This window comes from Bacillus sp. AY2-1 (assembly GCF_008368965.1).
GTDB lineage: Bacteria > Bacillota > Bacilli > Bacillales > Bacillaceae_G > Bacillus_A > Bacillus_A thuringiensis_S.
This window is the reverse complement of the sequence record NZ_QPEL01000038.1, coordinates 68,511-90,740: the sequence shown is the minus strand read 5'-3', so window position 1 is coordinate 90,740 and position 22,230 is coordinate 68,511. Positions and strand designations below refer to the sequence as shown.

The following is a 22,230-nucleotide window of genomic DNA, read 5'->3' as shown; positions in this document are numbered from 1 at the left end:
ACTTTTAGGGGTCACTTCAAGTGGGAACTGTTTTAGCTCTTTTTTATTAACAATTCATTTGCATATTGGCGCGCCCATTGATCCGCTTCTAATATAGCATCTAGTGAAAGGTCTTTTACGTTATGATGAGCTTCAACTGTTTTGTAAATTGTTTTTTCAATATCGAAAAAGACAATTTCATTTTTTAAGAATCGTGCATTCGCAATTTCATTTGCTGCATTTAATACAGCGGGAGTAGTACCACCGATTTTGCCACATTCATATGCGTATTGTAGACAAGGGAACTTCTCTAAATCTGGTTTTTCAAAATGTAAACTACTGATTTCTAATAAATTTAATTTTTTATAGGAAGAAGGTAGCCGAGTAGGATAGTGAAACGCATATTGAATAGGCATTCTCATATCAGGAGCACCGAGCTGTGCCATAACTGATCCATCAATAAATTCTACTAAAGAATGAATGATGCTTTCTTTATGAATCATTACATCAATTTTTTCATACGGAATATCAAATAGCCATCTCGCTTCCATTACTTCGAATCCTTTATTCATTAATGTGGCAGAATCAATCGTTAGTTTTGCGCCCATTAACCAGTTTGGATGTTTTAAAGCGTCCTTAGCTTGTAACGTTTGCATTTCTTCACGTGTTTTATCACGAAAAGCACCACCGGAAGCTGTTACAATTAACTTCTCAATCTCTTTATTATTTTCTCCGTTTAAACATTGGAAAATAGCTGAATGCTCACTATCTACTGGAATTAAGCGACATCCGTTTTGTTTCGCTAGTTCAGTTACGATATGTCCAGCTGCAACTAAAGTTTCTTTATTAGCAATAGCGATATCTTTCTTCGCTTTTAATGCTTCAATTGTTGGGAGTAATCCTGAAACACCGACAACAGAACTTAATACAAGATTTGAATCAGGGTGAGTAGCTACTGCAATTAAGCCATCAGTCCCGTGTGTGATTTTTGTATTTGCTGAAATACGCGTACGAAGCGTGTCTGCTAAGTCTTTTGTCGCAACGCTTACAATACGAGGTTGAAACGTTTTGATTTGTTGCTCAAGAAGATCAATGTTATAATTTGCGGTTAAACCGACGATTTTGAAATGTTCAGGATGAGCTGAAACAACATCTAATGCAGATGTGCCGATGGATCCTGTGGAACCTAAAATGGATATATATTTTACCATGAAAAAACCTCCAAAGTTGTTTTGAATATTTCTGCAAACCTATATAAGATTAGACAATTGAAGTGGAAATTCCTGCTATATAAAATAGAAAATTCGGGTTTGTTTGGAAGTAAAATGTGATAAACTGTAAAAAATAACGAAAAAGCAATGAAAGAGAAGAGTACATATTCGAAACTTTTCAGAGAGCTGATATGTGGTGAGAATCAGTAAGGGATGAATATGGAATGGGCTCTGGAGCTTCTAACTGAAATGAGTAGGTAAAGACGGTTACTTCACGTTAAGAAGTTGAAGTGAGCTATAATGATAGCTAATGAAGGTGGTACCGCGGGAGTTTCTCGTCCTTTTTAAGGATGAGAGGCTCTTTTTATTTTGAGAAAGGAGGAGTTAGTGTGAGTGAAAAAATAATGTTAACAGGAATTAAGCCGACAGGTTATCCGCATTTAGGAAATTATATTGGTGCGATTAAACCTGCATTGCAAATGTCAAAGAATAATGAAGGAAAAGCATTGTACTTTATAGCTGATTATCATGCGTTAAATGCTGTGCATGATTCAGAAAAGTTCAGCAGTTATACGAAAGAGGTAGCAGCTACTTGGTTATCGCTTGGACTTGGGGAAGATGTTATTTTTTATAGACAAACAGAAGTGCCGGAGATTCTAGAATTAGCTTGGATATTAGCTTGCTTAACTCCGAAAGGACTTATGAACCGTGCTCATGCGTATAAAGCGAAGGTGGAGCAAAATAAAGAAGCGGGTTTAGAGATAGATGCAGGAGTGAATATGGGATTATATACGTATCCGATCTTAATGGCGGCGGATATATTACTATTTCAAGCTACTCATGTACCAGTTGGGAAAGATCAAATTCAGCATATTGAAATTGCACGTGATATTGCGACGTATTTTAATCATACATTCGGCACGACATTTACACTTCCGGAGTATGTCATACAAGAAGAAGGAGCAATATTACTAGGACTTGATGGAAGAAAGATGAGTAAAAGTTACGGGAATGTAATCCCATTATTTGCAGAGAAAGAAAAACTACGAAAGTTAATATTTAAAATCAAAACAGATTCTTCACTTCCGAATGAACCGAAAGAACTAGAAACGTTATTTATAATTTATAAAGAATTTGCGACAGAGGCTGAAATACAGTCGATCCGTGAAAAATATGAGACTGGAATCGGATGGGGTGATGTGAAAAAAGAGTTGTTTCGCGTTGTAGATCGTGAGTTAGCTGGACCTCGTGAGAAATACGCTAGGTATATGAATGAGCCAAATTTATTATACGAAGCGTTAGAAAAAGGTGCTGAGCGGGCAAGAGAAATCGCGAAGGTAAATTTAGCTGAAATTAAAAAACGGATTGGATTTGAGAGGGGGCGCTGAGCGTTCCCTTGTTTATCTATATAATATTCTTCATATTGATATGTAGAGCAAGGAATTCGCACTTCTTTTCAAAACTTATTAGTTGCATATGTTAAAAAGTATGCTAATATAGGGTTACTTATTAAATGTGTTTAATAAGTATAATTTAAGTCACTTATTAAAGAAGTTTAATAAGTGGATCTCATTCAATAAAAAAGGAGATGAATGTATGAAAACGGAGAAAGAAAAGATGGTGGCAGGAGAAATGTATATGCCAGATGATGAAGAGTTAGTAGCTGATAGAACTGAAGCAAAACGTTTAACACGCCTTTATAATGAGGCGATGGAGATAGGAGATGAAAAACGTTTTACGTTATTAAATCAGCTTTTAGGTTCTTCAGCTGACGGGAAAGCCCAAATCAATCCTGATTTTCGTTGTGATTATGGCTACAACATCCATGTTGGAAAGAGCTTTTTCGCAAATTTCAATTGTGTGATTTTGGACGTTTGTGAAGTACGAATCGGTGATAATTGTATGTTTGCACCTGGAGTTCACATTTATACTGCTACGCATCCGCTACATCCGGTAGAGCGGAATTCCGGTAAAGAATATGGAAAGCCTGTAAAGATTGGTAACAACGTTTGGGTTGGCGGGGGAGCTATAATTAACCCTGGTATTTCAATTGGAGACAACGCTGTAATTGCCTCAGGGGCAGTTGTGACAAAAGATGTACCTCATAATGTAGTTGTTGGTGGTAATCCAGCTAAAGTTATTAAAACGATAGATTTATAGAAATCGTTTTTTTTACGGGTATATGAATAAACTGGTGTCTTATCGTATAGACAATGGGGAAGGTGTTTCATATGGAGAAATATAGTGCGAACAATCATACAAAGACATTACTTGCCTCTCGAAACGCTCTTTTTCTCTTATTTGCTTTGCCAGGTGTCGCGTTTGCTACATGGATTTCAAGAACAGCAGCTACTCGAGATATGTTAGCAGTGTCAAATGCAGAAATGGGCTGGATTTTGTTCGGACTATCTGTTGGTTCAATAATTGGTTTACTGAGTGCAAGCCGCTTCATTGACTGTAAGGGAGCTAGAGACGTTATTATAGGCAGCATGTTTTTTATGATTGTTGGATTGATTTGTTTAGGTATAAATATTTATTTTGTTTCTAGTATGGGGGCTTTTAGTAGCTTACTAGTATTTGGAGTAGGCTACGGATTGGCGGAAGTCGCATTGAATGTAGAAGGTTCTTCCATTGAGCAGAAATTAGGAACAACTCTTCTTCCGAAATTTCATGGCTTTTTTAGTGTAGGAACTTTAGTAGGCGCGCTCAGTGGTTCTGTCGCAGCGTCGCTTCACATCCCGATTCTGTATCAGTTTCTTGTGATTTCGGTCATGTTTCTATTACTTGTATGTATGGTGTATCGTTTTCTTCCGCATGGAACAGGAAAGAAGGAGAAATCGCGGAACAAAAGGAGAGAGAAGCGTACTTCCTTACGTATGGAAAAAAAGGTGCTTTTAATTGGTCTTTTTGTGCTTGGAATGGCATTTGCAGAAGGTAGTGCAAATGATTGGCTACCTATCGTGATGGTAGATGGACATGAGCAAAGTATAGTGGCAGGTTCTATTATGTACGCAATTTTTGTATTAGCAATGACGTTAACTCGTATGTGTAGCAGCTATTTCCTTGATCGATTCGGTCGTGTCGCTGTCGTACGTGCCACTATTATGATGGCGATTCTAGGAATTTCAATCGTAATATTTGGGAGTAATTCGTATTTTCTAGCATTTGGCGTAGTACTGTGGGGGATTGGTGCAGCGCTAGGGTTCCCAATTGGTCTGTCAGCTGCTGGAGATGACCGTGAAAATGCGACTTCTAATGTTGCTGCAGTTTCTATCATTGGTTATACAGCCTTTTTAGTCGGACCACCATTTTTAGGGATACTTGGGGAAGCATTCGGAATACGTAATGCCTTGCTAGCTGTTTTATTATTTGTTCTTTTGTCTGGAATTGTATCGTCTATTACAAGAGAGAATACACCGAGCTAAATAAGGGTTGCATGCAGCGGAAATATATCATCTCTATTGCTTTAGAAAATGATGTATGATATATTGTCAACGCAACTTATTAAAAGTGTTTAATAAGTATGTTGATTAAGGTGGTGAGCGATTTGAGTGAACAATTTGTTACTCAAAAATCAATTAAAGAGACGATCCTTCGCGGCATTCGTACGGCTCTTCTAGAGCAAGGAAGTGCGACGAAAGTTGAACTTAGTAATACATTAGAAATTAGTTTTCCAACGATAAGTAAATTTATAGAAAATATGAAACAAGATGGTGAAGTCACTTTAGTCGGTTTAGATGATTCAAGTGGCGGAAGAAGAGCGAAACGATATGCGTATAATCCAGAATATATGTTAGGATTAGCGATATTTTTAGAAAAAAATGAGACGAATTATACAATTTTTAACTGTTTAGGGGAAGTAAAAGAACAAGGGAGTACTTCAAGTGCATTAATTGATGCGGGACTAAGCGTATTAACAGAACATATAGAAAGTCTTATAGCTATGTTTCCAAAAATAAGTTCTATATCAATTGGTGTCCCTGGTGCGGTCGATAATGGGCGTATTTTCTATATTCCTGGATATGAAAAGTTTCAAAATTTTAATTTGAAAAGTCACTTTGAGGAACTGTTTTCTATACCAGTAGTAATAGAAAACGATATGAATGCTGCAGTGCTCGGGTATCATAAAAACACGAGGAATAATGACAATTCCTCTCTTGTATATTTGTATTCAGGTCAAAATGGCCCAGGTGCGGGGATTATGGTAAATGGAGATGTCGTACGCGGAAGTACATTTTTCTCAGGAGAGATATCTTTCGTTCCGCAGTATGATAATAAAAATTTCTTACAAGCTTTGAGAAGTGGGGATTCGCATAATTCAGAGGAATATAATATAGATGCTATTACTCGTTTAATAGCTACATGTATAGCTATTATTAACCCTCATACGTTTATCTTCTGTGATGATGAAGTGAATCAATTTGTAATAGATCAAATTGTAAAAAGTTGTCCGCAGTACATTCCGGCAGAACATATTCCGAAAATAACAGTGAGCAACTGGAAAGAAGATTATTTATATGGGTTAAAAAGCCTTGGACTTGATCTTATGATTACGAGAACAAATAAAGAAAATTAAATGTACTGGCAATGAAGCATCCAATTGCCAGTTGAATAACATAAAAGAAAAGGTGTCGATTATGAAAATTGAACATGTAGCAATTTGGGTGAATGATTTAGAAGGAATGTGTGATTTCTATAAACAGTACTTCGGTGGTGAAGAAAATAGCTTATATCACAATCCGAAAAAGCAGTTTGAATCTTATTTCATAACTTTTGAAGGTGGTGCGCGTCTAGAACTTATGAGACAAGTAGGGATAGACGATAAAATAAAAACACAAACAGTAGGATATGCGCATATTGCTTTTTCTGTAGGTAATAAAGAAAAGGTGAACGAATTAACTCATACATTAAGAGAAGCAGGGTACCCTGTGTTAAACGGCCCACGAACTACAGGGGATGGTTACTATGAAAGTGTAGTAAGTGATCCTGAAGGGAATCAGATTGAGATAACAATCTAACATTATATTTACTAATAAAAAATAAAATTTTGTTGTTCCCCCAAATGTTTACGAGAAACCTATTATTTCTGCAGAAAGGGGGACATAACATTGAGTGAAATCATTTTTATTTTCTGTATATATCCATTACTTATTTGTATTTTTTCAATAGCTGTGACATATAAAGTAGGTACATTTTACGCGATGCCAATTGTAACATTTCTTATTTTTCTTATGTTAAGTGTTACAGTGCACGATCCAGCATTTTTCTTTTGGGTTGGCATGTATACTATTCTTTCATTTATTGTTTCTTATATAACTATCCTTTTTATAAAGGGATATAAAGTTGTAGAAAGAGAGCGTTAATATCATTTTGGGGAAATAGGGATTTACGGTGAACGATAACAACCTCATTTCACGTTGTAATGACGGGAAATGAGGTTGTTTTATTTATATTTTTAATTAGAGTGATGAAAATCGCGAAGAATCCCCTCAATGACTGGATGAAGAGTACTAGGTAACTCATCAAACGGAAAGAAACGTAATTCTTTTGACTCAGTTTTATCACATATAAGCTCCCCGTGAAATTCGCGGCAAATATAAACAACGAGTACACCATGTACTTGATCGCCGTTTGGATAGATTTGAAAGAAATCTGGCCCTGAGTATGTACGGAATAGTTCTGGATTTTTAATAATAAGTCCAGTTTCTTCAAATACTTCTCGTTTTAAAGCACCTTCTAACGTTTCGTTATATTCTAAGGCACCCCCAATAATGCCCCATCGGTTAAAATCTGTCCGAAGCTGCAGTAATACTTCATCTTTTTCATTTAATATAATGGCATGTGATCCTATTAAAATAAGTGGATGATTTCCTACTAGATTTCTCATGTCTTCAATGTAGCCCATATTTTTGCTCCTTGTATTTAATAATAGTTAGGGAGTTCTTTTAACATTCTTTCTGTTTTACGCGCTGTAAAAGCTAAGTTATGGTCATCTTTCGTTCTGAAAAATAATGTGCGTAAAAAGGTTTTAATGTTGGCGCATAAAATACAATACTCATTAAGTGAAAGGCGTTTTCTAATTTGAGGAAGCCTTTTTATTTTTTTATGAATAATAGAAATTAACTCGTTTTGAGGAAAATCATGATACAGCATTGCTAGTAATGGAGTAACAATGCGTTCATCTTCATTATTATGAAAAAGGTCAGATGGAATAAAAATTTTATTTAATAAACAATGAATTAATTCTTCGTACCATTCAAAGGTCGTATACGTATTATGAACAATTTCGGTGAAAGCATCAGATACGTGAGCAAGACAATGAGCCCATCCTTTGTTTTCAATATAGCCTCGAAAATCCGTTTCTAAGTTTGTATATGTAATGAGTTTATTTTTTATTTCTTCGATATCCTCCTCTGTACAAAAGTAGTGCGAATTAGCGAATTGGAGTATTAACGCAATTAACGAAACAGTGTAAGAACGTGTGAAAACCCCATCTGTATGTGGGGAGTAAATGTCACAATATAAATACTCATCACTTAAACAAGTTTGCAGAAGTAATTTCAGCTGATCGTCCATAAGGAATTCATGATGAATGAAATGCGCAAAACATTTATATATAAGTTGGTAACGAACGTAGCTATCAGTCGTTCCGATATACTGAAGCATGTTCAAAGTTAACTCATTTACGTCTATATGCTGTAGTTGCGTATAGTCATTTTGTTGTATAAGCTCTAACTGTTGTTGCAATGCTGTAATATCCACTGGAGAACCTCCTCCGCACTTTAAAGATGCGATCTTTTCTAGTATTCTATATATTCAAGGACAATCCTGCTCATGCAAGGAGAACGATTAGAAATTCGAGTATGATATAGATGAGGGAAGAATATGACGACGATAGAACAGTTAGAAAAACATTTTAAAATAAGAAGAAGTGCTTCTTCTATTATGATAAAAGAAAATAATGCAGAGATTTTTACAGAAGAGCAATTAGAGGAAATGATGCAATATTGCGTTGCTGAAGCTAAAAAAGGTGAATTAGAAAAACTACATTTTGAAATCTCTTCAAAAAGTCCAAATTATGATGTGTATAAAAAATGTTTTGAAACGTATTCATTTGAATATGTTACGGAAAACATGATTGTATTTAAAGATATATATGAAGTAGAAGATGTAGAAAGTGAAATGGATTTTAAGCTTATTGAAGAAGTTGGAGAAGAGGCTTTTTATTCACTGTGGAATGAAGCGACGGGAGAACCAGTCGCTCATGATCAATTTGTGCATATGATGCTACAAGAAATTGGTGAGCACTGGAAAGAACATTGCTTAACAGCGAGTGTCGATGAAGAGCCGATAGGAATTGTAATCCCGCATATTGAAAGAGGTACGTTAGAAGAAGGGAAACTTATGTACTTCGCAGTTACTCCAAATATGCGTAATAAGGGATATGAAGCGGCATTATTTGCAGGTGCGATGTTTGTCTTAAAGGAAATAGGTGCATCTTATTATATTGGTGAGACAAATGTACAAAATGAATGGATGAAGGATGTTTTTGAAAAGAATGGATGTCAGTTGCTGAGTTGTACTGAGCGGTATGTGAGGGAGTTTTAGGAGGGTGAATGATGTACTCTCTCGAACTCATTTAGTGGGAGGGGACTATTTATTCGCACCCTGATCGCGGGACAGTTGTATATAAAGATTTAGGTGATGAACAAATTGCATATGTCTTTCGAGGGAATCCGTGTACAACTTATGAACAAGTAAAAGAACTTTTTGCCTCTTTGTAAGATAAAAAGAAAAATGAGAACGACAAAATAGATATTCCTATAATACAATAAAGAAAGATTCGATTATATGAGAAAGCGTTGGTGAAAGAATGGAGCAGCAAAGAAATTGGCTACAAGCAACTGTAGAAAGAATTGAAGATAATACGTTACAAATAAAGTGGGAAAATAATATAGAAGAAGTTCGTATTTATTGGAGTACTTCACCAGATCATATTGAAGAAAATGGAGAATTACTTGCAACGTTAAATGGAGAATTATCATATACAATTGAAAACCCGAGTGAAACTGAACGTCCATATTTTAGACTAGTAGGAAGTAATGGACAAGCAGTAACAGTAGCTGAACGTAGACTGCCATTACAAGGCGCGTTTAACTTCCGTGATATGGGAGGATATGAAACGACTGAAGGCCGTAAAGTAAAATGGGGCAAGTTGTACCGTTCTGAAGAATTGGCAGGACTAACAGAGTGGGATATCGACTATTTACAAAAGTCTGGCTTGAAATTAATTTGTGACTACCGTACAGACTTTGAAGTGAAGCATAAGCCAAACCCAGAGATTACAGGTGCTCGTCAAGTGTGCTTACCAGTTATGCAAGATTTAGCGAAAGACTTAAATATAAATGAATTTTTCCAAGTTGGTGACCTTTCTATGTTAGGAAAACCAGGTGAGTATCTTGTGAAAATGAATCAAGGTTTCGTAAGTGGTAACGAGGCATTTGTAAGCTTCTTAAACTTAGCGCAAAATCCGGAAAACTTACCGTTAGTAAACCACTGTACAGCTGGAAAAGACCGTACTGGATTCGGATCAGCACTATTATTACTTTTACTAGGTGTACCGGAAAAAACAGTAATGGAAGACTACTTACTAAGTAACGGTTTCCGTGAAAAGCTAAATGAAAAAATGATGGCCTTTTTAGGTGCGAAATTACAAAACGATGAGAGCAGAGCGATATTAGGTGCAATGTTTGAAGCACGTGCTGAATACTTGCAAGCTGCGATTGGTGAAATTCAAAAGCAATACGGATCAGTTGAAGCATACGCTAAAAGGGCTCTTGGCTTTACGAAAGAGTCGTTAGAGGAAATGAAAGAGTTATTACTAGAAGATTAATAAGTAAAAGGAGGCTGAGCGGATTAGCCTCCTTTTACTTATAGCGTAGTTGAAAATAGAAGATAATGGTGTATTCAATAAAGAGCAGGTTAAGCGCCTCATAATGAAATATATAAACTTATATTACTATCGTGTTATTATGTTAAGTGACGGTAAAGTCGTGTGATTTATAATGATTTCTATAATGAACTATAGGGAAAAAGCAAGAAAATGTCTATGTATTTGATGGAGGGTTATCATAATAGAAAGGAAATTAGGAGATGGGGAAATCAATAAAAAGTGAATTAATAGGATTGTTTACCTTTAATGAGACATGTAAAGTATATCAGCAAAAAAATGAGGAAATACATTGGCAATTGGATATTAGAAATGAATATGTAGATGTTAATGAGATGATTAAAAGGGCAGAGAAGCTTTTTTTATGTATAGAAGAATTTGATAAAAAGGCTAAAGTAGCCATAGCAGAAAAATTGATAAATTACAAAAATGATTTTTGGCCTGAGTATGATGATAATGATGAACATTTAAATTGGGATGCTGTAGATGCAGGAGAATATGATATAACGAAAGAAAAATTTGCAAAAGCGATTACGCTCTATGACATTGAAATTAGAGAAAATGATATATACTGTGAATATCATGATGGAGATTTATTTGGTGGACACATGATACATGCCTATTTTAATAATGATTATAAATTATTAAGCGCAGAGGTGTAATTTTAGTTATATAAAAATTGAATTAAAGTGTGCTTTAGTTAAAAGAATTAAATAAATTTTAAGCAATGAGAACGAAGCTTTTAAAATAGGAATTGAGGAGAACATCATGAAATACAAAGTTATATTATTCGACGTAGATGATACATTATTAGATTTCCCTGAAACGGAAAGACACGCATTACATAATGCGTTTGTACAGTTTGGTATGCCTACAGGGTATAATGATTATCTTGCAAGTTATAAAGAGATTAGTAATGGATTATGGAGAGATTTAGAAAATAAAATGATTACGCTAAGTGAATTAGCAGTAGATCGATTTAGACAATTATTTGCACTTCATAATATAAATGTAGATGCACAGCAATTTAGTGATGTATATCTTGAAAACTTAGGGAAAGAAGTACACCTTATAGAAGGCGCAGTACAATTATGTGAAAATCTACAAGATTGCAAGTTAGGTATTATTACGAATGGATATACGAAGGTGCAACAATCAAGAATCGGAAATTCACCTTTATGTAATTTCTTTGATCATATTATTATTTCTGAAGAAGTTGGTCATCAAAAGCCAGCACGTGAGATTTTTGATTATGCATTTGAGAAATTTGGAATTACGGATAAATCAAGTGTACTAATGGTCGGAGATTCGCTAACTTCTGATATGAAAGGCGGAGAAGATTACAGCATTGATACGTGTTGGTATAATCCAAGTTTGAAAGAAAATAGGGCAGAAGTTAAGCCGACTTATGAAGTGGAGAGTCTGCTACAAATTTTAGAAATTTTGGGAGTGGCGGAAGAAAAGGTAGCTTCATTTTAATTGTGCTGATATTTGTCGGCAAATCGATGATATATTGTAAGTTGCGATAGATATATTTGAAAAATCCCTCATATAAGTTCATATACTAAGATATAGAACAAAAAATAACGCTACTATACAAGGTCATTCACGTGTTATAATGCGTGAATTAAATATACGTATATAAATAGTTTCTCAGAGTGATGCGATGTCATGTATGATTAGTGTAACAACTAGAGGTGAATGAAGGATGTTAACGTTTTTATTTGAGTTAGACAAGAATCTCCCGCAGAAGGATGAGCCACGGTATGTTGCTTATACAAATGGTTTTATCGAAGGGGATTTAACAATTTGTATGGGTGACAGAGTATTTTTTCAAAAATCATGTATGAAGGTTGCAGAGCTGGGCATTTATTTAGGTCAGTGGATGGAACAAGTTCAACACGGGCAAAACGTGCCTATGAAATATGAAACGGCTGACCGTGAAGAGGTCATTCTTGGCTTATTCTATGAAGAGGATCATAACCAATGGAATGTTTCTTCCAGCTGGCAAGAATTTGAACTTCAAGAGCGTATCTCTACTGAAACATTAGTAGAGAGCGTTCAATGCTATTTATATGAGCTAAATAAGGAACTGCGTGCGATAGAATATCCTGTGACGTTTGATCAGTACTTAAGAGGAGAGCGAATGATGCAGCTTTCTTACAAACGACCGTGTGATAGCAAAGCAGATACGACGCCGATAGAGGTTTATAATGGAAGCGAGCAAGTAGGCGTAGTAAGGGGCTATTATAAAAATACGCTGATGAGAGTGCTGGATTTTATTCCGAAAATTGGTAGTAATATCATTTATGAAATAAAGGATATTAAGAACAATATTCGCGTCATTGCAAAGGATGTAAGTAGGCAGCGCCAAAGAAAGATTTTAGTAACGTACATCGATAATAATGATGCAGAGCATGAAATACTTGTATGTGACGGAAAGTTATTGGATGCAAATTTTATATTTACCTTTACATATAAGGCAGAAGAATATGTTGTTCATAAAACTTCATTTGGAATGGGAAAATTATTACGAAAAGGCTATTTAATCGCAGATTGGAATATTCGTCTTGAGGAAGATATGTATTACATCGAGATGAATGCATATGATGGAGATTACATGGAGGATCAATACTTACTATTAGGCGTATTTCATGCGGTTTTATATGGATAATCGATGAGAAATACCGTCATTCTTCTTGGAAAGAATGACGGTATTTTTTATTTATCCTCAAAAATAAAAATCTCATCAATCGTACTATGAAGTGCCTTCGCTATATCGTGAGCGAGTTGCAATGAAGGATTATACTTACCTTTTTCAAGGTGGCTAATTGTTTCACGGCGTACACCAACTTGCTTCGCTAAATCTTCTTGTGTCATGTTCAATTTTGCGCGGTATTCTTTTATCTTCGTTACGAACGCCATGGTGCATCTTCCATTTCATCAACAGGTTTATCATAAAAGAACATAGAAAAACCGAACGTAAGAATGAGTGTGCCGAAAATAAGAGTGATATCAATTTCTTGTAAGATCGGGTTTGGAAATAACATTTCAATAAACATAATGATAGCGGTAGTTAGTAATGTAATGATAAATGCATTGCGACACGATTTATTGACAATTTGTTCAAACAGTTCATCGTGTTGAACTGTTCTATACGATGTGAAAAAGGAGAAGAAACAGAACATAGTAAACAATCCTTTTTCATAAAAAAATCCGAGGAAACCGAAGAAACCGAGAAATCCTAAATATTTTATCCAAGTTGTTTTCATGATAGGTCCTCCTTACGTTGTTAGAAATAAGTCACGTTATGTTACAAATATATCACAATTGGATAGGAATGGTAATAATAGTTTTCCAGTTTGCTTCATAATAATAGTAAAAAGAGGAAATATGCTGCGAAATAAAGAGGATAATATTGTAAAATGGTTGTAAGGAGGGGGAGGAAGAAATGCTAACTTGGATCATGATCGTTGTATTACTTGTAGTGATTACTGTCATTGCGACGGTGTTAATTGGGCGGAATGGTGATGCAAATTATAGCAAAGCGACAAAGGGGAATATTAAACGATTAACAATGATTTATATTATACTAGCTGTCGTTTTAGTTGTTGGATTAGGGGTGTATATTTATTTTAAAGGTTAAATAAACTGAAAAATGTAAAAATCTTAAAATAGAAGTATGCTATAATATCAATATAGTTATTTGGTAATTAAGGAAAGGATTGGATGGAATGATTGAAATTACGAATGTGTCAAAAAGTTATAATGGGTCTACCTATGCAGTAAAAGATTTAAGTTTATCTGTACCTAGCGGCGAAATCTTTGGATTTTTAGGACCGAATGGTGCGGGTAAATCCACGACAATTAAGATGATTACTGGCATTCACGGGGTGGACAAAGGGACTATTACGATTAACGGAAAAAATATTATGGAAGAGCCGATGGAAGCGAAGAAGACGTTTGGTTATGTGCCGGATAGCCCAGATATGTTTTTACGTTTAAAAGGAATTGAATATTTAAACTTTATGGCTGATATGTATGAAGTGCCGAAAGAAGTAAGACAAGAACGAATAGAGTCTTTAGCGAAGAAGTTTGATCTTTATAATGCATTATCTGATCAAATTCAAAGTTATTCGCACGGTATGAGACAAAAAATCGTTATTATTGGTGTGCTCGTGCATGAACCAGATGTATGGATTTTAGATGAACCGTTAACAGGGCTTGATCCGAAATCTGCATATATTTTAAAAGAAATGATGAGAGAACATGCGGATAAAGGAAAGATTGTATTTTTCTCTACACACGTATTAGAAGTAGCGGAAAAAATATGTGACCGGGTTGCTATTATTAATAAGGGGAATTTGCAGTTTAAAGGAAATTTAGATGAAATGAGAGATCATTTTAAATCCAATGAATCACTTGAAAAAATGTTCTTGGAGATGACGGGCAATGAGTAAAATTTGGACGTTAACGAAGGTACTATTAAAGTTAAATTACGCAGATTTTATAGCAGATAAGAAGAAGCGATGGGCGTATTTATTTTCATTTGCAGCTATTTTATTTGTTGGATTTTTAATATTTGGTTCGATGACGCACGGAATGTATGAAGGTCTGAAACAATTAGGGCAAGGGCCGGGAATGATTATTGCAATGGGACTTGCGATTGCGAGTATATGGGTATTTTTAATGAGTATAACGAACATTTTAACTGTATTTTACTACAGCAATGATATTGAAATGTTACTGCCGTTACCATTAAAACCAGCGCAAATTATTTCGGCAAAATTTTTAACGGTATTAATTACACAATACGTAATGAGTTCATTCATTTTATTACCAATCTTCATTACGTACGGTTTAAAAAGTGGCGCATTTATTACATATTACATATATATGATTTTTATTTACTTACTCTTCCCAATCGTGCCGTTAGTATTAGCTTCGTTACTGATGACAATTATTATGAGGTATACAAATATAGCGAAAAATAAAGATCGAGGAAATATATTTATTGGAATCGTAAGTATATTATTTATTGTAGGAATTAACGTATTTATGCAGTGGAGAAATAAAAGTGCGTTTTCTGGAGATGGGGCTGCGGAATACCTTGTAAATAATCAATCTTCTCTTTTAGTACAAATGACAAATTATTTTCCAACTACATATTTTGGAGCAGTGGCATTAGTAGAAAATGCAAATTGGAAGGGACCTTTATATGTAATAATCTTTGCAGTTATTTCATTTGTCTTCTTTGTGTTGTTTTATTACATAGCAGAGCGTACATATTTAAAAGGGGTTATTGGACTTTCAACGAGTACAGCAAAGAAACAAGTTATTTCGGCGGAAGGTTTACAGAAATCAACAGTACAAAGTTCGCATTTAAAAGCGTATGTGAAAAAAGAATTTAAAACGTTATTCCATACACCACAATTTTTCTTAAATTGCATTGTACAAACTTTCGTTATGCCAATTATGTTGTTCTTTATTTTATTTGTGCAAGATGGAAATTTAAAGTTTATTACAGAGTATATTAACAATCCAAAGACAACAGGATTTGCAATTGGTGTTGGTCTTTGTGCATCGTTATTTTTAATGGGTAGTAACGTCATTGCAACAACGTCATTTTCGCGAGATGGAAGCTCTTGGTTTGTGAATCGTTATTTACCAGTAAAGGCTTCGGATATCTTTTTTGCGAAAGCAATCACTGCTTGGTTAATTAATGTGATCATTTTAGCAGTATTCGGTATTACGATGGCAGTTGTAGCTGGGATTTCTCCAGTCTTTATGATACTGTGGTTTTTACTAAGTGCGAACGGGTTGTTATTAATTAATTTAATCGGAACACGCTGGGACGCGCAAACTGCAGATATTCATTGGGATACAGAGCAGAAATTATTTAAGAGCCGATATACCACTTTGTGGAATTTTTTAGCTAATATTTTAATAGCTTTAATTATTGTGGGGGGAGTAAGTGTATTATACTTCTTCCTTCATGTCGGACTGTGGGTTATGTTTATCGTTTTATTTGTAATGTTTACGATTGTAAATTATATCTTTATTAAAATGTTAAAATTAGGTGCTGAACGTATACTGTCAAATATTCAATAAGAAGATAGATCCTCTGTATTCATGCAGGGGATCTGTGTATAGATGGAGGAGAAAAAGGTGAAGAAAATAGCAATTGTAACAGGGGCAACTCGTCTGAATGGAATTGGTGCAGCTGTATGCAAGGTGCTTGCTCAAAAGGGGATAGACATTTTTTTCACGTACTGGCCAAAGTATGATAAAGCGATGCCATGGGGAATGAGTGATCAAGAACCCTTTTTGCTGAAAAAGGAAATTGAAAGTTACGATGTTCGATGTGAAATGGCAGAAATCAATTTATCGCAGTCTTATTCGCCAAATCGTTTGTTTTATATGGTATCAGAACGGTTAGGTGATCCATCTATTCTAGTTAATAATGCAGTATATTCTACTCATACGAGAATTGAGGAATTAGATGTAGAGCAGTTGGATAAACATTATACAGTTAATATTCGGGCTACTATGCTATTAAGTTCATTGTTTATAAAACATTATTCACTTAAAACGGGCGGGAGTATTATTAATCTTACTTCAGGACAGTCAGTAGGTCCAATGCCAGATGAACTAGCATATGCAGCAACGAAAGGGGCAATTGAAGCATTTACAAAGTCAGTAGCACCAGTAGCGATGGAGAAGGGGATTACTGTTAATGCCGTTGATCCAGGACCAACAAATACAGGGTGGATTACAGAGGAATTAAAACATTATTTAGTATGGAAATTCCCGCAAGGTAGAGTTGGAGAAACAATGGATGCTGCGCGCTTAATTTCTTTTTTAGTAAGTGAAGAAGCGAAATGGGTTACTGGGCAAGTTATTCACTCGAATGGTGGTTATTCATAAAAATATTATGTTAACAAATGTTGAGAAACAAAAAACGAAAGAAAATTTTATTTTTTTGTATAAATAAAATGTCAAGAAAGATAAAAATTTGATAGAAGAGTATATCGTCATATAAAGATAGTAATTCTTAATGTGACAATATACTCTTTTTCTTTTACTTACGAGCAGAAAAATGAAGTAGAAGAAACTCGAATATTAAAATGAGTTTATCAGTTTTTGTCCGTATTATTATGAAGATTACTGTCGGAAAGATGGTAATTCGTATGAAAAGGGATTTTTTAAGGGGAAATCGAATCGTAAAGGGGAGGATAAATAAAGTAAACATAGGGGGATTTATATGAAAATGAAAAAGGTCGCTATCGCATCGATAACAATTGGTACAATGCTTACTATGGCAGCTTGTAGTCCATCAGCAGATAAAGAGGCAGAAAAGAAAGAGCAAGTAACAGCGCAAAATGAAGGAGAAGCAAAAACGACAAGTGCAGATGAAGCGTCCAAAACAACGAAAGATACTGAAAAAGAAACAAATACTTCTTCAAATGAAAAAACAGATAAAGATGCAAAAAATACGAAAGAATCATCAGGAACAGAAAGTAACGGCAAAACGTCAACTCAAAATGAGAATGTGAAAACAAAAGAAAAAGAAACGACAGGAAAAACGAATGACCAAACGACTAGCGGGAAAACAGCAGATCAAAGCACAAGTACAAGCTCAAACACAAACAATAACGAAAAGACAACGAAAGATCCGAAGAAAAGTGTTGCTGTGAAAACGAACGTTAAAGAAGTTGTAGCATTAATTGATAGCTTGGACAAGCAGTTAGCTGCTAATCCAAAATTGGAAACAGTGAATAAGCTTGGCAAACAAATTAATGAAAAGTGGGACGTGATTGAAAAAGAGCTAGAAGCATCACATCCGACGGATTCTAAAACAATCGGTCAAAGTATGTATCCGTTAATTGTAGGAGCGGAGAAAGAAAAAATCGATATTAATAAAATGAAATCATTAACGACGAAAACGAAAAAAGATTTAAATCAGTTATTGACGAAACTTTCATAGTTTCAAAAGCCTACTCGTGTGAGTAGGCCTTTTTTAGGTTGTTGTAATGTGCACAGTATAACTTATTTATTATCATTTTCAATTACGATGCGAAAGGAACTGAATGCTTGTTGACTGATATAATCTTCTTCGCTAACTTTAAAAGGAAATGGAAAAGCGACGAGTTGAAAATTACTTTCCTGATCCACTGAAGGCAATGTGAAATTAAAGATTTGTCTTGTTTCAGGTGCAACCTTAGTATAAACGACTTTTCTATTGTTAAATATTTCAACTTGTTTCCAATCTTTAAAAGCCACGATTGCGTAAGTCATTTCATCATTCGTTTCATTACCGTTTGATAGGGTTAATTGCTTGCCTTCCTTTTCAAAGAAGACAGTTTGTAAGTTCTCTTCACGGTTCGTAACAAATAATGGTTCGTAAAGACCATCTTTTAAAATAGCATCTGGATCTATAAGGGAGAGTTTTATTTTTTCGTTTTCTTTCTGAAGAGGATGCATTGAATATCGCATACTTAGAATATCTTCTAAAATAGCTGCTTTATTTAAGTTATTATCTTTTAATTTGTATTCAGGTTTTTTAATTATTAAAAAGGTTAATTCATTTGCATTAGGAGAGGTGTGTAAAGAGATTTTCGTAGTAATTGAACTGTTTGGTTTCATATCAAAAAAATAGTGTGATATTTCATTAGTAGTATCTTCTATTTTAAAAGGTTTTTGTTCGTAATCTTCTAGAACAATTAATCCATATTTTCGGTTTTCATTAATAGTATGTACGAATGATAATGTTACATTAATTTTATTATCCTCACTAGTAATTGTACTGCCATTGTTGATATGTTGGCCTTGATTATCCTTCAATCCGTAAGAAATAGTATTGGTTTGTTGCTCTCGTTTATTTTCTATGGAAAGAGGATGAGGTTGTATGATTGAAGTATTGAACAAAATATAAATTGTAAGTAATGAAATAAGTAAAACACCGCTAATAATATATATTTGTTTCATAAATAGCACCTCAATATATGTAAAGTATTAGAGAAAAAAGATATGCAAGATGCATATCTTTTTTCTCTTTCTTACCAGAAGGCTTTTGTTTCGTGATTTACATCATTATAACCACTTAATTTATAGGTATGATTACCGATAGCGTAATCATCTCCATAATAAACGCTTGTGTTGGTCGCTGTAGCATTTACAAAGGATGATTTTTTTGCACTATTACTTTTCGTATTTACTAATGAGCCATCGCCATTGAAAGTTCTTGCTTTTGCATAAACATAGTCTTCGGTCGTAGTTGATTTCGATTTCGCAACTGCATATGGGTTACCAAAAAAGGGAGTATATACGCTAATGTTAGAGTCATTCTTAGGTGCAGCTGCAACAGTCAAACTAGGAACAATAGATGTTTTTGTTGATTGAATTGTATCAAAGTCAACTAAAACGGGCTGCTTGTCTACAGTGTCGACCTCTGAAGCACTTGCGTTATTAGTAAAACCAAAACCTAAAACCGCTAACCCTAAAGTTGTCACCGATAAAGATTTTTTCATATTCACTAATTTTCCCACCTTTTTAAATTTTTGAGTTCGAACTCAATTCGTACAATATATGAAAAATTCGAAATTCTCAATGGTTTATCCCATATTTAACTTTTCTTTTACTTTCAATTCAACATATCTTCATTTGCAAAAAAGCGAATATATCTTCTAATGCTTAGCCAGCAAGGAATATAGATTTAACCTTATGAAATTTGTGTAAATTTTAATCTATTCATGTCATTATGTCTGTTATTTTTAAATTCATATGGGAAACTTATTTAAAAAAGGATGGTGACAAAAATGACAATTGATCGAATTTGTACAATTGGACCCGCAAGTAATAATAAAGAAACGTTAGCACAGTTAATAAAGAATGGTATGAAAATTGTTCGACTAAATTTATCGCATGGCACGCATGAAAGTCATAAAGACATCATTCGTTTAGTGAAATCATTAGATGACTCTATTAAATTTTTGGGTGATGTACAAGGTCCTAAAATAAGATTAGGTGAAGTGAAGGGAGAGCAAATTACACTTCAGGCAGGAGATTCTTTTATTTTACATACACAACCAGTTACAGGGAGTAATACAGAAGCAAGCGTTGATTATGAAGGAATTGCGAATGATGTGAAAGTAGACAGTAGAATTTTGATTAATGATGGAGAAGTTGAATTAATTGTTGAAAAGATAAGTACGGACAAAATAGAAACGAAGGTAAAAACAGGTGGCAATATCTCATCTCATAAAGGAGTTAATTTACCAGATGCGGCTGTTCGTTTACCAGCTATTACAGAGAAAGATAAAAAAGATATTCAGTTTCTTTTAGAAGAGAATGTTGATTTTATCGCGTGTTCTTTCGTAAGAAAACCTAGTCATATAAAAGAAATACGGGATTTTATACAACAGTATAAAGAAACGTCACCTAATGTAATTGCAAAAATAGAAACGATGGAAGCAATCGAGAATTTTCAAGATATATGTAAAGAAGCAGATGGAATTATGATTGCAAGGGGCGATTTAGGAGTAGAGTTACCGTATCAATGCATTCCGCTTTTACAGAAAATGATGATTCAGGAATGTAATCGAACGAATACATATGTCATTACAGCAACACAAATGCTTCAATCTATGGTAGATCATTCTATTCCAACAAGAGCAGAGGTGACTGATGTGTTTCAAGCTGTACTGGACGGGACGAATGCAGTTATGCTTTCAGCTGAAAGTGCATCAGGAGAACATCCAATCGAAAGTGTGAGAACATTACGTCTCGTTTCAGAATTTGCGGAGCATGTTAAAAAAGATGGACCTTTTGCGATGAAAGATGTACTGCAATTACTGCGTGAGTCTCTGGATGAGTAATAAATAAAAAGAGGGCGGATATGCATCCCCCCTCGTGTTTACTCTTGTTCTTGTTCATCTAAAATCTTATCAAAAGCAGCAGATACTTTATCAAACTCTTCATCATTTTCAATGTATGAAAACTCATTATCTTCTTCTACTTTTAAAAAGAAAATATCAATGTCTTCCTCAGTTTCTGTTTGGATATCTTCAACAAAGGCAACTGCAATATACTCTGCGCCTTCGACATCCATCGCTCCAAGTACTTCTACTTCTTGCTCTTCGTTATTCTCATCACTAAGAGTAAACACTTCGCCAACTTCAATATCAGACATATTCATTCTCCTCCTGTTCGACTCTAAAAATAGAGCACTCAAACTGTATACATACTAACATATCTTTCCATGAAAAACCAAATTCATACGTAAGAAAACAACTGATTCTTCTTTAGTATGAGTATACAGCTATTAGGAGCATTATTTGTCTGTGCTATATTACTTAATCCATTCAACAATTGTATCCATAGTCTGTCTTGTTTTATCACGCTTTGGCTCTTCTTTACGGTAACCAAAGGCAACCATAACTGATGCTTCAAAGTTATCGCCTTGTATAATGCCTTCTTGACGAAGTAAAGAATCTACTTCCTCTTTATCAAATCCTTCTATTGGACAAGAATCAATACCGATTTGAGCTGCGCTCGTCATCATATTACCTAAAGCAATATAAGTTTGTTTAGATGCCCAATCAAATACAGCACGATCGGATTGTAATAAGTTAAAATCTGTTTCCTGGAACTTTTTGAAGAATTCATATCTAATTTTTTGAGTGTCTTCAGGCAATCCAATAATATCGTTCATCATATATTTAATATACTCTGCATCATAGTGCATATCTTTAATGTTTCTTGAAAGAACAATGACGAAGTGGCTTGCTGTTGCAAGTTGCCCACCAGCGCCCCATGAATACGGTTGTAGTTTTTCTCTTAATTCTTTATTTTGTACGACAATAAATTTCCAAGGCTCATATCCAAAAGAAGAAGGAGATAATCTGCCTGTTTCTAAAATGAATTTAAAATCCTCTTCTGAAATTTTGTGTATAGGATCGAACTCTTTACATGCATGTCTGAAATGAAAAGCCTCCATAATTTTCTCTTTTGTATTTGTCATAAAAGTTCCTCTTTTCGTTAATTTATTTTGTAAGTAAATTATATTTTTAAAGTAACATAGACACAAGT

General features: G+C 34.5%; 26 protein-coding genes and 1 other annotated feature. Of the genes, 17 read left to right on the top strand and 9 right to left on the bottom strand.

What is annotated here, in order from left to right; translation table 11 throughout:
• Positions 1 to 32: 32 nt before the first annotated feature.
• Positions 33 to 1,190: a 1-deoxy-D-xylulose-5-phosphate reductoisomerase gene (locus tag DN403_RS10505; protein WP_000241791.1), complete on the bottom strand. Its 1,158-nt coding sequence runs from the start codon at positions 1,188 to 1,190 to the stop codon at positions 33 to 35.
• Between the two features lie 138 nt (positions 1,191 to 1,328).
• Positions 1,329 to 1,536 (top strand) — a binding site (T-box leader).
• A gap of 43 nt (positions 1,537 to 1,579) precedes the next feature.
• Between DN403_RS10505 and DN403_RS10500 the strand changes: the two genes are divergently transcribed.
• From DN403_RS10500 to DN403_RS10475, 6 genes are all read left to right on the top strand, one after another.
• Positions 1,580 to 2,578, top strand: coding sequence for a tryptophan--tRNA ligase (locus DN403_RS10500; protein ID WP_001290885.1), 999 nt, complete (start codon positions 1,580 to 1,582; stop codon positions 2,576 to 2,578).
• Between the two features lie 208 nt (positions 2,579 to 2,786).
• The gene (locus DN403_RS10495) at positions 2,787 to 3,350 is read left to right on the top strand and encodes a maltose acetyltransferase domain-containing protein (protein ID WP_000845633.1); all 564 of its coding nucleotides are present in this window, start codon (positions 2,787 to 2,789) and stop codon (positions 3,348 to 3,350) included.
• Positions 3,351 to 3,421: 71 nt separating this feature from the next.
• Complete coding sequence (locus DN403_RS10490; RefSeq protein WP_000417602.1) at positions 3,422 to 4,615, top strand: MFS transporter; 1,194 nt, start codon at positions 3,422 to 3,424, stop codon at positions 4,613 to 4,615.
• A gap of 122 nt (positions 4,616 to 4,737) precedes the next feature.
• On the top strand, positions 4,738 to 5,766 hold the full coding sequence (locus DN403_RS10485; protein WP_000003031.1) for an ROK family transcriptional regulator: 1,029 nt from the start codon (positions 4,738 to 4,740) through the stop codon (positions 5,764 to 5,766).
• A gap of 61 nt (positions 5,767 to 5,827) precedes the next feature.
• Positions 5,828 to 6,208: a VOC family protein gene (locus tag DN403_RS10480; RefSeq protein ID WP_000687550.1), complete on the top strand. Its 381-nt coding sequence runs from the start codon at positions 5,828 to 5,830 to the stop codon at positions 6,206 to 6,208.
• A gap of 90 nt (positions 6,209 to 6,298) precedes the next feature.
• Positions 6,299 to 6,553, top strand: a complete 255-nt coding sequence (locus DN403_RS10475) for a YbeF family protein (RefSeq protein ID WP_001289513.1) — start codon at positions 6,299 to 6,301, stop codon at positions 6,551 to 6,553.
• A 92-nt stretch (positions 6,554 to 6,645) separates the two neighbouring features.
• On the opposite strand, the gene DN403_RS10470 is transcribed toward DN403_RS10475, so the two are convergent.
• Both DN403_RS10470 and DN403_RS10465 read right to left on the bottom strand, forming a co-directional pair.
• Positions 6,646 to 7,095 carry an NUDIX hydrolase gene (locus tag DN403_RS10470; RefSeq protein WP_000540466.1) on the bottom strand — a complete coding sequence of 150 codons (450 nt, stop codon included), beginning with the start codon at positions 7,093 to 7,095 and terminating at the stop codon, positions 6,646 to 6,648.
• A 17-nt stretch (positions 7,096 to 7,112) separates the two neighbouring features.
• Positions 7,113 to 7,952, bottom strand: coding sequence for a DUF2785 domain-containing protein (locus DN403_RS10465; protein WP_000355454.1), 840 nt, complete (start codon positions 7,950 to 7,952; stop codon positions 7,113 to 7,115).
• Between the two features lie 123 nt (positions 7,953 to 8,075).
• Here DN403_RS10465 and DN403_RS10460 point away from each other — a divergent pair, with 123 nt between their 5' ends.
• The 5 genes from DN403_RS10460 (at position 8,076) to DN403_RS10440 (ending at position 12,814) form a co-directional block, all read left to right on the top strand.
• A complete protein-coding gene (locus tag DN403_RS10460) occupies positions 8,076 to 8,798 on the top strand; it encodes a GNAT family N-acetyltransferase (protein WP_000207405.1) in 723 nt (240 codons plus the stop codon).
• Between the two features lie 265 nt (positions 8,799 to 9,063).
• Positions 9,064 to 10,083 carry a tyrosine-protein phosphatase gene (locus DN403_RS10455; RefSeq protein ID WP_149185453.1) on the top strand — a complete coding sequence of 340 codons (1,020 nt, stop codon included), beginning with the start codon at positions 9,064 to 9,066 and terminating at the stop codon, positions 10,081 to 10,083.
• Between the two features lie 260 nt (positions 10,084 to 10,343).
• Positions 10,344 to 10,802: a DUF2262 domain-containing protein gene (locus tag DN403_RS10450; RefSeq protein ID WP_000520300.1), complete on the top strand. Its 459-nt coding sequence runs from the start codon at positions 10,344 to 10,346 to the stop codon at positions 10,800 to 10,802.
• Positions 10,803 to 10,908: 106 nt separating this feature from the next.
• On the top strand, positions 10,909 to 11,619 hold the full coding sequence (locus DN403_RS10445; RefSeq protein ID WP_000875915.1) for a YjjG family noncanonical pyrimidine nucleotidase: 711 nt from the start codon (positions 10,909 to 10,911) through the stop codon (positions 11,617 to 11,619).
• 229 nt (positions 11,620 to 11,848) lie between these two features.
• The gene (locus DN403_RS10440; protein ID WP_000955110.1) at positions 11,849 to 12,814 is read left to right on the top strand and encodes a tubby C-terminal domain-like protein; all 966 of its coding nucleotides are present in this window, start codon (positions 11,849 to 11,851) and stop codon (positions 12,812 to 12,814) included.
• A 47-nt stretch (positions 12,815 to 12,861) separates the two neighbouring features.
• On the opposite strand, the gene DN403_RS10435 is transcribed toward DN403_RS10440, so the two are convergent.
• Complete coding sequence (locus DN403_RS10435; RefSeq protein ID WP_000896294.1) at positions 12,862 to 13,065, bottom strand: helix-turn-helix transcriptional regulator; 204 nt, start codon at positions 13,063 to 13,065, stop codon at positions 12,862 to 12,864.
• Positions 13,053 to 13,412 carry a DUF3796 domain-containing protein gene (locus tag DN403_RS10430; RefSeq protein WP_098829130.1) on the bottom strand — a complete coding sequence of 120 codons (360 nt, stop codon included), beginning with the start codon at positions 13,410 to 13,412 and terminating at the stop codon, positions 13,053 to 13,055. Before DN403_RS10430 ends, DN403_RS10435 begins: the two co-directional genes overlap by 13 nt.
• Before the next feature lie 179 nt (positions 13,413 to 13,591).
• On the opposite strand from DN403_RS10430, the gene DN403_RS10425 reads away from it, so the two are divergent.
• The 5 genes from DN403_RS10425 (at position 13,592) to DN403_RS10405 (ending at position 18,127) form a co-directional block, all read left to right on the top strand.
• Positions 13,592 to 13,786, top strand: a complete 195-nt coding sequence (locus DN403_RS10425; protein ID WP_000958863.1) for a hypothetical protein — start codon at positions 13,592 to 13,594, stop codon at positions 13,784 to 13,786.
• 88 nt (positions 13,787 to 13,874) lie between these two features.
• Positions 13,875 to 14,600, top strand: coding sequence for an ABC transporter ATP-binding protein (locus tag DN403_RS10420; protein ID WP_000570204.1), 726 nt, complete (start codon positions 13,875 to 13,877; stop codon positions 14,598 to 14,600).
• Positions 14,593 to 16,251, top strand: a complete 1,659-nt coding sequence (locus DN403_RS10415; protein WP_098829129.1) for a putative ABC transporter permease subunit — start codon at positions 14,593 to 14,595, stop codon at positions 16,249 to 16,251. Before DN403_RS10420 ends, DN403_RS10415 begins: the two co-directional genes overlap by 8 nt.
• A 57-nt stretch (positions 16,252 to 16,308) precedes the next feature.
• Positions 16,309 to 17,067 (top strand): SDR family oxidoreductase, encoded by a 759-nt coding sequence (locus DN403_RS10410; protein WP_002082465.1) that lies wholly within the window; start codon positions 16,309 to 16,311, stop codon positions 17,065 to 17,067.
• Positions 17,068 to 17,404: 337 nt separating this feature from the next.
• Positions 17,405 to 18,127 carry a hypothetical protein gene (locus DN403_RS10405; RefSeq protein ID WP_000782525.1) on the top strand — a complete coding sequence of 241 codons (723 nt, stop codon included), beginning with the start codon at positions 17,405 to 17,407 and terminating at the stop codon, positions 18,125 to 18,127.
• Positions 18,128 to 18,189: 62 nt separating this feature from the next.
• Here the strand turns inward: DN403_RS10405 and DN403_RS10400 are convergent, their stop codons facing one another.
• Together DN403_RS10400 and DN403_RS10395 are read right to left on the bottom strand one after the other, a co-directional pair.
• Positions 18,190 to 19,128 (bottom strand): hypothetical protein, encoded by a 939-nt coding sequence (locus tag DN403_RS10400; protein WP_000810162.1) that lies wholly within the window; start codon positions 19,126 to 19,128, stop codon positions 18,190 to 18,192.
• 71 nt (positions 19,129 to 19,199) lie between these two features.
• On the bottom strand, positions 19,200 to 19,676 hold the full coding sequence (locus DN403_RS10395; protein ID WP_001056350.1) for a hypothetical protein: 477 nt from the start codon (positions 19,674 to 19,676) through the stop codon (positions 19,200 to 19,202).
• 282 nt (positions 19,677 to 19,958) lie between these two features.
• Here DN403_RS10395 and DN403_RS10390 point away from each other — a divergent pair, with 282 nt between their 5' ends.
• Positions 19,959 to 21,017, top strand: a complete 1,059-nt coding sequence (locus tag DN403_RS10390) for a pyruvate kinase (protein WP_000151077.1) — start codon at positions 19,959 to 19,961, stop codon at positions 21,015 to 21,017.
• Positions 21,018 to 21,055: 38 nt separating this feature from the next.
• Here DN403_RS10390 and DN403_RS10385 read toward each other — a convergent pair whose 3' ends face one another.
• Together DN403_RS10385 and DN403_RS10380 are read right to left on the bottom strand one after the other, a co-directional pair.
• On the bottom strand, positions 21,056 to 21,337 hold the full coding sequence (locus tag DN403_RS10385; RefSeq protein ID WP_025118598.1) for a DUF1292 domain-containing protein: 282 nt from the start codon (positions 21,335 to 21,337) through the stop codon (positions 21,056 to 21,058).
• A 153-nt stretch (positions 21,338 to 21,490) separates the two neighbouring features.
• Entirely contained in the window at positions 21,491 to 22,162 is a 672-nt protein-coding gene (locus DN403_RS10380; protein ID WP_000185607.1) for an NAD(P)H-dependent oxidoreductase, read from the bottom strand.
• Positions 22,163 to 22,230: the final 68 nt, after the last annotated feature.

Excerpts from the sequence above, each read along its gene's own strand:
- DN403_RS10450 (WP_000520300.1), top strand. The coding sequence starts at position 10,344 with ATGGGGAAATCAATAAAAAGTGAATTAATAGGATTGTTTACCTTTAAT.
- DN403_RS10490 (WP_000417602.1), top strand. The coding sequence starts at position 3,422 with ATGGAGAAATATAGTGCGAACAATCATACAAAGACATTACTTGCCTCT.
- DN403_RS10505 (WP_000241791.1), bottom strand. The coding sequence starts at position 1,190 with ATGGTAAAATATATATCCATTTTAGGTTCCACAGGATCCATCGGCACA.
- DN403_RS10470 (WP_000540466.1), bottom strand. The coding sequence starts at position 7,095 with ATGGGCTACATTGAAGACATGAGAAATCTAGTAGGAAATCATCCACTT.
- DN403_RS10460 (WP_000207405.1), top strand. The coding sequence starts at position 8,076 with ATGACGACGATAGAACAGTTAGAAAAACATTTTAAAATAAGAAGAAGT.
- DN403_RS10380 (WP_000185607.1), bottom strand. The coding sequence starts at position 22,162 with ATGACAAATACAAAAGAGAAAATTATGGAGGCTTTTCATTTCAGACAT.
- DN403_RS10390 (WP_000151077.1), top strand. The coding sequence starts at position 19,959 with ATGACAATTGATCGAATTTGTACAATTGGACCCGCAAGTAATAATAAA.
- DN403_RS10425 (WP_000958863.1), top strand. The coding sequence starts at position 13,592 with ATGCTAACTTGGATCATGATCGTTGTATTACTTGTAGTGATTACTGTC.
- DN403_RS10415 (WP_098829129.1), top strand. The coding sequence starts at position 14,593 with ATGAGTAAAATTTGGACGTTAACGAAGGTACTATTAAAGTTAAATTAC.
- DN403_RS10400 (WP_000810162.1), bottom strand. The coding sequence starts at position 19,128 with ATGAAACAAATATATATTATTAGCGGTGTTTTACTTATTTCATTACTT.
- DN403_RS10480 (WP_000687550.1), top strand. The coding sequence starts at position 5,828 with ATGAAAATTGAACATGTAGCAATTTGGGTGAATGATTTAGAAGGAATG.
- DN403_RS10430 (WP_098829130.1), bottom strand. The coding sequence starts at position 13,412 with ATGAAAACAACTTGGATAAAATATTTAGGATTTCTCGGTTTCTTCGGT.
- DN403_RS10420 (WP_000570204.1), top strand. The coding sequence starts at position 13,875 with ATGATTGAAATTACGAATGTGTCAAAAAGTTATAATGGGTCTACCTAT.
- DN403_RS10405 (WP_000782525.1), top strand. The coding sequence starts at position 17,405 with ATGAAAATGAAAAAGGTCGCTATCGCATCGATAACAATTGGTACAATG.
- DN403_RS10440 (WP_000955110.1), top strand. The coding sequence starts at position 11,849 with ATGTTAACGTTTTTATTTGAGTTAGACAAGAATCTCCCGCAGAAGGAT.
- DN403_RS10435 (WP_000896294.1), bottom strand. The coding sequence starts at position 13,065 with ATGGCGTTCGTAACGAAGATAAAAGAATACCGCGCAAAATTGAACATG.
- DN403_RS10455 (WP_149185453.1), top strand. The coding sequence starts at position 9,064 with ATGGAGCAGCAAAGAAATTGGCTACAAGCAACTGTAGAAAGAATTGAA.
- DN403_RS10385 (WP_025118598.1), bottom strand. The coding sequence starts at position 21,337 with ATGAATATGTCTGATATTGAAGTTGGCGAAGTGTTTACTCTTAGTGAT.
- DN403_RS10495 (WP_000845633.1), top strand. The coding sequence starts at position 2,787 with ATGAAAACGGAGAAAGAAAAGATGGTGGCAGGAGAAATGTATATGCCA.
- DN403_RS10445 (WP_000875915.1), top strand. The coding sequence starts at position 10,909 with ATGAAATACAAAGTTATATTATTCGACGTAGATGATACATTATTAGAT.